This window comes from Erythrobacter sp. K21-9, assembly GCF_055808355.1.
The window spans coordinates 3,276,839-3,288,956 of the sequence record NZ_CM147866.1 but is presented as its reverse complement, the minus strand read 5'-3'; the positions used below and the strand labels follow the sequence as shown (position 1 = coordinate 3,288,956).

The window sequence follows — 12,118 nt, the reverse complement described above, 5'->3', positions numbered from 1 at the left end:
GCGAATTGCGCGATCCGAGAGCGACGTTCGAGGAAGACTACCTGCGAACCCAGGCTGGCCAGGCGCAATAGCTATATTGGCTTGCCAGCCTTGCCGGCGAGCTCGACGACATATTGCCAAGCGGACCGTCCCGATCGCTGGCCGCGCTGCATCGCCCAGGCCAGAGCTTCTTCGTCGCTGAAGGTCAGGGCCAGCGGGTCGGCATAGGCTGCAACGATCTCGAGATATTCGTGCTTGCCGCATGGATGAAAGCCCACCGATAGGCCGAACCGGTCGGCCAGCGCCAGCTTGTCGTCGATCGCGTCGCGGGGGTTGAGCGGTGCGTCATCATCATCGGGATCCTGCTCCCTCGCCCGCCGGGCAAGGATAGCGCGCCGGTTCGAAGTGACTGCGAGACGGCAATTGGCGGCGCGCGCTTCTACCCCGCCCTCGAGCCAGCTGCGCAGGCGGCGCGGCCCGACCGCGTCGTCCTCTGCAAAGCCCAGATCGTCAATGAAGATGACGAATTGCCTGCGAACCGGGGAGAGCGTTTCAAAAAGCGCAGGCAGGCTGTCCAGCGCATCGGGGGCCACCTGCACCAGGCCCAGCGCCGTGGGAGCCTCGTCCTGCACCTGCTTGACCGCACCGCGAACCAGCGCGGACTTGCCCATGCCGCGCGCGCCCCACAGCAGCATGTCGTGCGCGGCATGGCCCTGTGCGAGGCGCGCAATGTTTTCGCAGACGAGCGCTTTTTGCGCGTCGATAGCGCGCAATTTTGCGAGGCCGGGTGCCTCAATCGCGACGAGCTCGCGCGCGCTTGCTCCGTCCCAGACATATGTGGGCTGGGTGTCCCAATCGACTTGCGCAGGCGGTGTGGGAGCGATCCGCTCAAGCGCATCGGCTATTCGACTGAGCGGCTGTTGGAGTGGATTGCGATCCTCGCTCACCGAAACGTGCCGTTACCCGGCCAGCTTGTCGCTTGTGAGCGTGTAGAGCAGGTCCGCCCCGGCTACTGCGCTGGCTTTCAGGCCATGCGCCTCCGGCACGATCCGGTCCAGGAAGAATCGCACGCTGACCGGCTTGCTCTCTGCCAGCGCGGGCGCGGCGCCGTCTGCAACCGCCTTGTCCTGCTTCATCAATTGCCAGCCCGCGACCGCGACAGCCGCCATCGTGCAGAACGGAACGCTGCCCGCGAGCCTGTCGTCGAGGCTGGCTTCGTCACGCATCCAGCGAGCGACGTGGGCGCAATCGTTGGCGAGCGCGGCCAGTGACGCTTCGCCCGAAGCATCGCGCGCGATCTCTTCGAACAGGCCGATCATCGTATCGCCGCCCTCGATCCCGAGTTTGCGGGTGACGAGATCTGCGGCCTGGATACCGTTCGTGCCTTCGTAAATCGGAGCAATCCGCGAATCGCGCCAATGCTGCGCGGCACCTGTTTCCTCGACAAAGCCCATGCCGCCGTGGATCTGGATGCCGATACCCGCGACCTCGACGCCGATATCGGTGCCCCACGCCTTGACCAGCGGGACGAGTATCTCGGCGCGGTTCTTGGCATCTGCATCGCCGATTGTTCCGCGATCGACCTGGCCTGCGCAGTAATACAGCAGCGCGCGGCATCCTTCTGTGAGGGCCTTCATGCGCAGGATCATGCGGCGCACGTCGGGATGCTCGATGATCGCGACCGGGGTCTTGTCGGGCGAACCGGCGCGCGCGGATTGAACGCGGTCCATCGCGTAATACAGCGCCTGTTGGGTCGCGCGCTCTGCGATCTGGTTGCCCTGGTTGCCGACATTAATGCGCGCATTGTTCATCATCGTGAACATCGCCATCAGCCCGCGGTTTTCCTGCCCGACCAGTTCGCCAATGCATTCGTCATTGTCGCCGTAGCTCATGGCGCAAGTTGGCGAAGCGTTGATGCCGAGCTTGTGTTCGAGGCTGACGCAGCGAAGGTCGTTGCGATTGCCGAGCGAGCCATCGTCGTTGACGTGATATTTCGGTACGAGGAACAGCGAGATCCCCCGCGATCCCTCAGGCGCGTCGGGAAGCCGCGCGAGCACAAGGTGAATTATGTTCTCGGCCAGTTCGTGCTCGCCCCAGGTGATGTAGATCTTCTGCCCGGCAATCTTGTACTTGCCTGCGTGTTCACCTTCCTCGACCGGCACTGCAGTGGAGCGCAAGGCCCCGACATCGGAGCCTGCTGCCGGTTCGGTCAGGTTCATCGTGCCCGACCATTTTCCGCTTACGAGGTCCGGCAGGTATTTCGATTGCTGGTCCTTGCTGCCGTGATGTTCGAGTGCCTCAATCGCGCCGACCGACAGCATTGGCAGCAGGTTGAACGCCATGTTGGCCGCGCCGAGATTTTCGAGCACGTTGCACGACAGCGTGAAGGGCAGCCCTTGTCCGCCGAATTCTTCAGGCGAGGCAATCGCATTCCAGCCCTGCTCGACGTAGGAATCATACGCTTCCTTGAACCCGTCGGGCAGACGCACGACGCCGTTTTCGAGCTTCGCCCCTTCGAGATCGCCGACGCGGTTGAGCGGTGCGAACTCTCCGGCTGCGAATTGGCCGACACCTTCGACGATGGCTTCGACCAGATCGGGCTCCGCATGAGCATACTTTTCAGATTGGGCGAGCTCTTCGATACCGGCATTGACGCGAATGGCGAGCAGCTGGTCCTGGGTCGGCGGGGTATAAGGGGTCACTGGCGGGTATCGTCCTGTTCAAGGGGGCGTGGAAACACTCGGAGAAGCGCCTTTTGCTTGGCAGCGCTTGTCTCAGAATATAGCGACCATGCGATGAGCGACAAGGACGTTACGGAAGTGGTGCCGGCAGACGCGGCGGGAATAGCCCGCGCGGCCGAAATCCTCGAATCCGGCGGGCTTGTCGCAGTGCCGACCGAGACGGTCTACGGCCTGGCCGCGCGGGCCGACATCGCAGAGGCGGTGGCGAAGATCTACGCGGCCAAGGGGCGGCCTGATTTCAACCCGCTGATTGTTCATGTGCGCGATCTGAAACAGGCACGGGAGCTGGCTGAATTCGATGAGCGCGCGCTCGATCTTGCCGAGCGGTTCTGGCCCGGCCCGCTGACGCTGGTTCTGCCGCTGCGAACGGAAACTCCGGTTGCCAGCGCGGTAACGGCCGGTCTACCCACGATAGCGCTGCGGCAACCCTCGCACCGGGTCATGAGGGCCGTCTTGGAAACGCTCGGCCATGCGCTGGCTGCGCCCTCCGCCAATCGCAGCGAGGAAATCAGCCCCACTCGCCCGGAGCACGTCACGGCCTCGCTCGCAGCGGAATGTCCGTTGGTGCTGGATGGAGGACCGTGCGAGCGCGGAGTGGAATCGACGATTGTTACGCTGCGCGATGATGGTGGATGGTCATTGCTGCGGCCCGGACCGATCACGAAAGAAACGCTCACCAGAATTCTGGGAGTTGAAACGGCGATGGGTGATGATGCGGGTATCGAAGCGCCCGGCCAGCTCGCGCGGCACTACTCCCCCGGCAAACCGATCCGCCTTGATGCGCTGAACGCCCGGGAGCACGAATTCTGTATCGGTTTCGGGGTGATCGAGGGTGACTGCTCACTGTCAACGTCCGGCGATCTGAATGAAGCCGCCGCGAGGCTCTACGAATGCCTCCACAAGAGTGCCGGTTCCGACAAGGCAGCGATCGCGATCGCGCCGATCCCGAACGAAGGCATTGGACGCGCAATCAACGACCGGCTCAGGCGAGCTTCCGCACCGGCGGATTAATCGCCCTCGGGTTCGGACGGGACGGTTGGCATCAGGTCCTGCATCTCGGCGTAGGTTTTCTGCGCATCATCGCACGCGCTATCGTCCCCTTCGCGGCAGTCGGCAATCTGCTTTTCATATCGCCGATCGAGTTTGCCGAGCTTCTCTTCGCGTTTGCGAATTTCCCTGCCACGCTTTTCATCGGCTTCCGATTGGCTGGTCGTTGCGAGATCGACCGCCTTGCTCCCCACACGGACGGGGGCTGTCACGACGTCGACTGCCGTGCGCGCAAGGCACCCCGAAAGCGAAAGGCCCGCCGCTGCGAGCGCCAGAACAGAAAGAGCGCGCATGGCGATAACCTTGCGCGCTCTTATGTGTTTTGCAAGCGTGGATCGCCCCGCAGAGCGACATCGGCCCGTTCTTAGCTCGCTTCGGCCGGCTCCTGCTCGTCGACTTCGGCTGCAGGGGAACATCTGAGCTTGCCTGCGCCGAATGAATTGGCGGTGCACTTTGCGCTGCCCACCACCTTGACATCGCCCGAGCCGGCAAAATTGGCTTCGACCTCTCCATCAGACGCGAAGGTGACATCGCCCGATCCGCCGATTGAAACTTCGGCCTTGTCCGCTTTCAGCCCGGCAAGATCGACATCGCCTGATCCGCCAATCGTGATTTCGAGCCGCTCTGCAGTGCCCGCCCCTTTGACCCCGCCCGATCCGCCGATGCTGACTTCCAGTGCCTCCGCTGCAAATTCGCTGACGGAGATCGACCCGGAACCGCCAATCGTCAGTTCGGGGTTGCTCGTCATGCTCTCGGCCTCGACCGAGCCCGAGCCTGCGATCACAATAGCTTGCGGTGCTGGCATGGTCACGCGCACGACCGCTTTGCCATCCTTGATCTCGAGGTCGGAATCGCTCGTCACGCCAAGGACTCCATCATCCAGGACGAAGCGCAAGGCGGTTTCGGGATCATCCTCGACCGTGATGTTGAGCGGCGATCCGTTCGTGACGATAACTTTCGCATTGGTCGCGACGACAAGTTCGGTTGGTGTAGCGCCGCTCATATCGAGCTCGGCCAGCGGCACACCTTCGACGCCGTTGATTTTCATGTCGGCGCCGCTGCACCCTGCAAGTCCTGCGCCCATTACGATAGCCGCCATGGGCGCGAGCGATTTCAAAAGCTTCTGGATCAATTGAGGCCTCCACCTGTCATCAATTTCTGCGAGCCGGGAAATATCCGGCCAAGCGTATTGGTGATATAATACACCAAAGTAGTCAGTGCAAGGTGGTGTGACGTTTGCGTCCGGATGCAAAAAGGGCCGCCCGTTGCGGGGCGGCCCTTTGATGTTTCAGATGGCTGGCTCAGTCTTAGCTGTCGTCATCATCATTGTTGTAATATTGCGGCGCGCGCTCACGCAGCACTTCGAGGATCTTCTCGAGCGCGGTGGCTTCGTCGGTTTCTTCCATTGCGCCAAGTTCGCGGGCGAGGCGGCTGGAGGCCGCTTCGAAGATCTGACGCTCGGAATAGCTTTGCTCCGGCTGGTCGTCCGGGCGGAACAGGTCGCGCGTCACTTCGGCGATGAGCACGATCTCACCCGAGTTGATCTTCGCTTCGTATTCCTGCGCACGACGCGACCACATGGTGCGCTTCACCTTGGGCTTGCCCTTGAGCGTTTCCATCGCTTCCTTCAGCGTCTTGTCCGAAGACAGCTTGCGCATCCCGATGGATTCAACCTTGTTGACCGGCACGCGCAGGGTCATGCGCTCTTTTTCAAACCGGAGGACATACAGTTCGAGCTGCATTCCGGCGATTTCTTCATTCTGAAGCTCGATCACACGGCCCACGCCGTGCTTGGGGTAGACCACGTAATCTCCGACGACAAATGCTGGCGCATTGCTTGCCATGCGAGTTCCTTTCATTCAGCCACCAGCGAGAGCAGACAGAGACAACTTTTGACGCGGCGCACTGCCTCTTCAATCGAGAAACGTGCACCGGGCCGGGATTGTCCAAAGCTGTTTTGCTGGTAAGCGACCTTTCTGATTCTATACGGCCAGCGCCGGGGTCACCCTGCGCGGTTGATCGATTATATAGCACAATCGCAACAAAATTGCGAGTCTGCTCAGGAATGGGCTATCCCTGGTTCACGTTTAGTCTGGGCTGACCGCCGCAAGAGGAATTATGGTGCTCGAATCCTTGATCTTTTCCGTAATGCTGCAGCTTGAAGTGCTTCCGGACGAGGTTTATGCGCCAGCGTTTTCGGCAGAGGTGAAATCCGCGCTTGAGCATCGTGAGCGAATGGAGCCTCATGAGTTCGAAAAGGCCATCGCGGACCTTGCCGAGCAGGGCGACGACAGCGCTGCCGACCTGCTTGGTGAAATACTCTACGGCGGCCTTTTGGGCGTCGAACGGAATGCCGCGCGCGCCTGCGACTATTTCGAACGCCTCGACGAACGCAGGGCAAGCGGGATGCACAATCTTGCGACATGCTATTACAGCGGCGACGGACGGCAGCAGGACTTGGTCAAAGCTCGCCAACTCTATGCCCGGGCGGCCGAGAATGGTTGGCGCATGTCGTACTGCGCCTATGGCAACATGCTGGTAAGAGGCGAAGGCGGGCCGAAAGACGCCGAAGAGGGACTACGATTATGCCGGATGACAGCCGTCGCTGGCGATCCCAATGCGCAAACTGATTACGGCGAATACCTGCTGACGGGCGTAGGAACGGAGCGCGATCCGGTCACCGCGCGATTCATGCTTGAGCAGGCGGGCGGGCAGGGCCAGCTGAACGCAGCGTTCTTACTGGGGCAAATCTACTCAAGGGGTGATGGCACTGCGGTTGATCACACCGTTGCCAGCGAATGGTTTGCCAAGGCCTATGAATGGGGTCGCGGCGATGCTGCCTATGAGGCGGGACGCAGCTTCCTGCGTTTTGGCTACAAAAAGCAGGAGGACGGTCGAGCACAAATCAAGCCAGCATACCTGAGACAGGCGCAAGACTGGTTTGCAAAAGCCCTCGCGTCGGAGCAACCCGGATCGGAGCGCCATGAAGATGTGAGGCGGATCGCTCGGGCGGTAGAACAAATGCTCGCTTCAGCAGCGGCTGATTCTGACAGTAACTAGTCGCCTTCGCCCGGCTCGGTGCTGAAGTATTTTTCGAATTTGCCTTCTTCGCCCTTGTGGTCGTCGGCGTCGGCGGGCGGCTCTTTCTGGCTCGTGATATTGGGCCATTCTGCCGAAAACTTGGTGTTGAGCTCGAGCCACTTTTCGAGGCCGTCCTCGGTATCGGGCAGAATTGCCTCGTACCGGGCATTCCGGTTCGCACACGCCGCAATCGATGCATTCGCTGGGGTTGATTACCAGCATGTTCTCGCCTTCGTAGAAGCAGTCGACCGGACACACCTCGACACAGTCGGTGTATTTGCATTTGATGCAATCATCGGTGACGACGTAAGTCATTTAGGCGAACTTTCGAGCAAGGGCGGATTTCAACGCGCCTGCTATGTCGATTTGCTGGTGTGGGTCAAGCCTGCAAAACTATCAGCCGGTCAACCGCGACTTAGCTCGCGGTAATGAGACTTGGCGCCAGCAGGCGAGGCACGGCGGTCGGGGAGCGATAGAATCTCGACAATCCGAACTTCACAGCCTTGGACCAGGGTTATGACATCACCGACAGAGACGTTCTCGCTGGCACGGCGAACATGCTTGCGATTGCGCCGCAGCGCCCGGCTTTCGATCATGCCTTGTGCGGCTGAACGGGTCCGGGCGAACCGCAGGTAAACGAGCATCCGATCGAGCCGGATGCTCGGCTCTCGGTCGTGGCCATGCTCGCCCTCCGTCATCCGCCGAGCAGGTCGGCCAGCCCGTCAAACGCGCCGCCAGCCTTGGCTGGGCCGGTATCGGCTTGCTCTTTGGCCTTGCGCGGACCGCCTTTGCCCCCGGCTTGCGCGCATTGTTCCTGTCTCTTGGGACGCGCTGGCCCGGCTTGCCCTTGCGGGTCGCGCTGTCGCCCGGGCGCCTCGGCTTCCATGTCCAGCGGTCGGGAGCGGGCGGGCCGAAAGCTTCTTCGGCAAGAGCGCGTGCGCGTTGCAGGCGAAATCCCGCGCTCCCCAGCAGCCGCCGCGCATTCTCTTCCTCGAGGCCGATGGAAATGGGCAGCGCGAGGTCGAGCCTGAAGCGCGGATTGCGCTCCTTGGCGCCCTTGCTCGCCGCCTTGCTGCGCGCGTCGAATGCGGCGCGCAGGATCTTCTCGGAAAGGTCCACGCGGATCGCCTGCGACCCCGCGGGCCGGTATCCAGCGGGAAGTTTCCTGGTCTCACCAAGCACGGGAAGCATCGCATCCTGCAAGGGCCGCTTGTCGAGACCCAGAGCGTGCAGCAATTGCCGCGGCGCAGGCTTGAGCAAGGGTGCGGCGAAAATGTCGAGCGCGCCAAAAGTCACGCCCAGCTTGCGCAGGAACGGGCGCATTTCCTTGGGCAGGTGCTGAAGTCCCGCTTTCTCGCGGCTTACAACGCCGCGCGCATCGATCAGCGTGATGAGCAGCGCGCGCGCCTGCGATCCGGCCTCGGGATTGCGCGCTGCCTCGGCCAGATTGCGCAAAGGCGCAAGCGGTTCGAGCTGCGCGGTCAGCCACTCGATCAGACCGTTTTCCAGTTTCGAGCGCGCGGGTTCGCCCAGCAGAGCGATATCGCGCGAAAAGGCCAGCCTAGGGGTGCTGAAATCGTCCGGCATTTCTATCTCGGCGAGCGCACGCCCCTGCCAGCGGATCGCGCCGCGCTCGATCGATAGCTCGGCAAGGCCCTCTGCGAGCAACCACTCGGCCCGCTTCGCAAGAATGCCGGGAAGCGCCTTTTCGCCTGCCGCGAGCAGCATCTTTCTGTCGGCAAGTGTGGCATCGGGATCGACCACGAAACGGAATCCGTCGAGCTTGCCGATCGGTTCATCCTCGACCGTCAGCCGCCCATCGGCCTCCAGAGTAACGGGTAGTGCGCTGGCATCCTGTCCAAGCGATTTCATCAAGATAGTCGTCCTTCGGTTGACGAAGCGCTCGGTCAGGCGCGCGTGCAGCGCATCGGAGAGCTTCGCTTCGACCGCGCGCGCCCGCGCAGCCATTTCGTCGCGCGCCAGCACCCAGTCGGGTCGCTGGCAGATATAGGCCCAGGATCGGATCGCGGCTATCCTTCCTTGCAACGTGTCGATGTCGCCGCCGGTGCGGTCGAGCTCGGCAATGCGCGCAGCGACGAAATCCGCGCCGAGGTATCCGCCAGACAGATCCTGCCACAGCCGCGCGACAAAACGGGCATGGGGATCGACACCGACTTGCCGGAAATCAGGGAGCGAGCAGGCTTCCCAGAACCGCCGGACCAATCCGCTGCCGCGAACAGTCTTCGCAATCGGGTCTTCAGCGAGTCGTTTGAGCACGGCGAGGTCGATCGCCTGCGGGGCAGCGCGCAAGACATCGTGGCGCGGGCGGCTTTCGAGGTCGCCGATAAGCACCGGCAGCGTGTCAAAGCGCGGCTCGGCCTCGCGCCAGTACAGCTTTGTCAGCGGAGCAAACTTGTGCTCCTCGATTGCGAAGACTTCTTCGTCGGTAAACTCAAGCGGCGCGCCCGAGCGGCTTCCGCCACCTGTGAGTGTTCCGAACGAACCATCGGTCTGATGCCGACCCGCTCGCCCGGCGATCTGCGCCATCTCTGCGGGGGTCAGCCGACGTTTGCGCGTTCCGTCGAATTTGCTCAGCGCTGCGAATGCCACGTGATTAAGGTCGAGGTTGAGCCCCATGCCGATCGCGTCGGTGGCGACGATGTAGTCAACTTCACCGTTCTGGAACAATTCCACCTGCTTGTTGCGTGTTTCCGGTGAAAGCGCCCCCATGACCACCGCCGCGCCTCCGCGAAACCGCCTGAGAGCCTCGGCCATGGCGTAAACCTGCTCGACCGAGAACGCGACCACCGCGCTGCGCGGAGGCAGGCGAGACAGCTTTGCCGTGCCTGAATGTGTCAGAGTGGAAAAGCGCGGGCGCTCGACCATTTCCGCGTGCGGGATCAGCGCCCTGACGATCGGCTCCAGCGTGGCCGAGCCGAGGATCATCGTCTCTTCGCGTCCGCGCGCATTCATCAGCCGGTCGGTGAAGATATGTCCGCGCTCCGGGTCCGCGCCAATCTGAGCCTCATCGATGGCGACAAACGCGTGGCCGCCGCCCAGTCGGTCCATCGCTTCCATCGTGCAGCAGAAATAGCGCGCATTGGGAGGTTCAATCCGCTGCTCGCCGGTGATCAGCGCCACCGCGTCATCACCCTTGATTGCCCGCACGCGGTCATAGACTTCGCGCGCCAGCAAGCGCAGCGGAAAGCCCATCATCCCGCTCGAATGGCCGCACATCCGCTCGATTGCGAGATGCGTCTTGCCCGTATTGGTGGGGCCCAGCACCGCCCGCACTCTGGAATCGCTGGAAATTCTACTCACGGCCCGCTTTTGTCAGGCTTGGCGGGGAGGGGCAATGGGCCGCGTCATTCGCACCGAGACTGCGCCTGCAACAACTGGTCGCAGCCCAGAGTCGCTTGGTCGCTGGTTAAGTGCACATTTACTTTGTTCGGCCAAGGTTTTGCGCCATTAGCCGAGAAACGAAGGCCAACAGAGCCCTTTCGGGGAAAGCACTTGGACCACGGGCGCGACATTGCTCACGATGATGATGACCGCCGGGTCGGTGAGGCTGCACAGGAGCCGGGCACCGATGCGCGCGCGTCTGGTGAGAGCGGCGAGGATGGCGACGCAAGAGCGCTCCTCCCCTATTTCCGGAAATTGGCACACCCGGCGGGTCCGAGCGGACCGCAGCGCGCCCGGCGCCAGGTTATCTCGCGGGTCAGCGGGCTGAGTGAGCGCTATGACGAGTGGAAGCTTTCCGCCGGGCAGTGGATGGGCGGGCTCGATCTTGCGCCCGACCTTGCTCAGAATATCGGGAGCCGGCGGTGGTTTCGCGGGCTCGGAACTATGTTAGGCCTCGGCGCTGTGGCGCTTGCCTTCTGGCCTGACATGGCGCCGCTGGAGGCTCGGTCGGCGATGCCCCAAGGCGAGGAAATTCGCGAAGAATTCCGCAGCCAGATGATCATGCCGCTCGCATACGGTGCGGATAGTGGCCGCCGCATGGGACCGACGGAGCAGGTCATCCCGTTAGCTAGTGCGCCCGAGCGTCCGCAAATCGAATTGCTGGCAACGCTCGCACCGGGCGACAGTTTCGCCAGCATGCTGCGCCGCGCAGGTGTCTCCAGCGCCGATATCGGACGGGTCAGCGCGCTGATTGGCGATGCGATGCCGCTGTCCGAGATTGAGCCGGGCACGCAGATCGACATCACACTGGGCCGCCGCACCGAACAGGGCGCGCCGCGGCTCGCTCGATGCGCTCAAGTTCAGGGCGCGGTTCGACCTCGAGCTTGAAGTGGGCAGGCGCACGGCAAGTGCCGAGACCGGGCAGGCTGGAATCCTCGCTCTCCAGCGCAACATCATCCGCGTGGACGACACCCCGCTGCGCGTTCGCGGCAAGGTCGGGCCCAGCCTTTATCGTTCGATGCGCTCGGCAGGCGTCCCGGCGAGCGCGGTGCAGGATTATATCAAGGCGCTCGACAATCAGATCAACCTCGACCGCGAAGTGCGGGCCTCGGACGAATTCGACATTATCGTCGCTTATCGCCGGGCTGCAACGGGTGAGCGGCAGGCGGGCAATTTGCTTTATGCCGGGATCGATCGCGGCGGCCAGCCCAAGACGCAGCTGATGCGCTGGGGCGACGAGGGTCGGTTCTACGAAGCCTCCGGCGTCGGCGAACAGCGCGGCGGCCTGATCGCGCCGGTGCCGGGCCGCGTCTCCTCGCGCTACGGAATGCGCCGTCACCCGATCCTTGGATATCGCCGGATGCACGCAGGCCTCGATTTCCGCGCCCGGCGCGGCACGCCGATTGCTGCCGTGACCGACGGAACGGTTAGCGGCGCGGGCCGAATGGGCGGCTGCGGCATCGCCGTCAGGCTGAGCCATGGCGGCGGGCTTTCGACGCGCTATTGCCACATGAGCCGGATGGCGGTGCGGCGCGGACAGCAGGTCCGGCGCGGGCAGGTCATCGGCTATGTCGGGTCGACCGGCCTTTCGACCGGTCCGCACCTGCACTACGAAATGTACCGCGGCGGTCGTTCGATCAATCCGGCCAGCGTAAAATTCGTTACGCGCGCCCAGCTTTCGGGCACTGAGCTGCTCGATTTCCGCCGCCAGCTTATCAAGCTCAAGGAAATCGACGTCGGAGCCGCGCTCGAGGATCTCGAGCCATTGCCGACCGAAACCGATGAACCACTGCGCGAGATCGAGAAGATCGACATGGCGCGGCGCATTGGCGAGAGTGCGAACGGCCCGTAAGGCGGAGCCTCGCACA

At 62.8% G+C, this 12,118-nt stretch carries 9 protein-coding genes and 2 pseudogenes; 3 read left to right on the top strand and 8 right to left on the bottom strand.

Features of this window, described 5'->3' with window-relative positions:
- Positions 1-71: 71 nt before the first annotated feature.
- The gene (locus AC0L39_RS16960; protein ID WP_473259631.1) at positions 72-926 is read right to left on the bottom strand and encodes a DUF815 domain-containing protein; all 855 of its coding nucleotides are present in this window, start codon (positions 924-926) and stop codon (positions 72-74) included.
- 12 nt (positions 927-938) lie between these two features.
- Positions 939-2,681 carry an acyl-CoA dehydrogenase gene (locus AC0L39_RS16955; protein ID WP_473259629.1) on the bottom strand — a complete coding sequence of 581 codons (1,743 nt, stop codon included), beginning with the start codon at positions 2,679-2,681 and terminating at the stop codon, positions 939-941.
- Between the two features lie 93 nt (positions 2,682-2,774).
- On the opposite strand from AC0L39_RS16955, the gene AC0L39_RS16950 reads away from it, so the two are divergent.
- Positions 2,775-3,731, top strand: coding sequence for an L-threonylcarbamoyladenylate synthase (locus AC0L39_RS16950; RefSeq protein WP_473259627.1), 957 nt, complete (start codon positions 2,775-2,777; stop codon positions 3,729-3,731).
- Here AC0L39_RS16950 and AC0L39_RS16945 read toward each other — a convergent pair.
- From AC0L39_RS16945 to AC0L39_RS16935, 3 genes are all read right to left on the bottom strand, one after another.
- Complete coding sequence (locus AC0L39_RS16945; RefSeq protein WP_473259625.1) at positions 3,728-4,060, bottom strand: hypothetical protein; 333 nt, start codon at positions 4,058-4,060, stop codon at positions 3,728-3,730. The genes AC0L39_RS16950 and AC0L39_RS16945 overlap by 4 nt on opposite strands.
- Before the next feature lie 71 nt (positions 4,061-4,131).
- Positions 4,132-4,899, bottom strand: a complete 768-nt coding sequence (locus tag AC0L39_RS16940; RefSeq protein ID WP_473259623.1) for a head GIN domain-containing protein — start codon at positions 4,897-4,899, stop codon at positions 4,132-4,134.
- A 175-nt stretch (positions 4,900-5,074) separates the two neighbouring features.
- Positions 5,075-5,611 (bottom strand): CarD family transcriptional regulator, encoded by a 537-nt coding sequence (locus AC0L39_RS16935; RefSeq protein WP_473259621.1) that lies wholly within the window; start codon positions 5,609-5,611, stop codon positions 5,075-5,077.
- 274 nt (positions 5,612-5,885) lie between these two features.
- Here AC0L39_RS16935 and AC0L39_RS16930 point away from each other — a divergent pair, with 274 nt between their 5' ends.
- Entirely contained in the window at positions 5,886-6,827 is a 942-nt protein-coding gene (locus tag AC0L39_RS16930; RefSeq protein ID WP_473259619.1) for a tetratricopeptide repeat protein, read from the top strand.
- On the opposite strand, the pseudogene fdxA reads toward AC0L39_RS16930, so the two are convergent.
- The 3 genes and pseudogenes from fdxA to AC0L39_RS16915 form a co-directional block, all read right to left on the bottom strand.
- Positions 6,824-7,163 (bottom strand): annotated as a pseudogene (gene fdxA / locus AC0L39_RS16925) (ferredoxin FdxA). The gene AC0L39_RS16930 and the pseudogene fdxA overlap by 4 nt on opposite strands.
- Positions 7,164-7,252: 89 nt before the next feature.
- Positions 7,253-7,444: an RNA-binding S4 domain-containing protein gene (locus tag AC0L39_RS16920; protein ID WP_473259617.1), complete on the bottom strand. Its 192-nt coding sequence runs from the start codon at positions 7,442-7,444 to the stop codon at positions 7,253-7,255.
- The gene (locus AC0L39_RS16915) at positions 7,371-10,169 is read right to left on the bottom strand and encodes a helicase-related protein (RefSeq protein ID WP_473259615.1); all 2,799 of its coding nucleotides are present in this window, start codon (positions 10,167-10,169) and stop codon (positions 7,371-7,373) included. The genes AC0L39_RS16920 and AC0L39_RS16915 overlap by 74 nt, the downstream gene beginning before the upstream one ends.
- Before the next feature lie 405 nt (positions 10,170-10,574).
- On the opposite strand from AC0L39_RS16915, the pseudogene AC0L39_RS16910 reads away from it, so the two are divergent.
- A pseudogene (locus AC0L39_RS16910) lies at positions 10,575-12,102 on the top strand (peptidoglycan DD-metalloendopeptidase family protein).
- Positions 12,103-12,118: the final 16 nt, after the last annotated feature.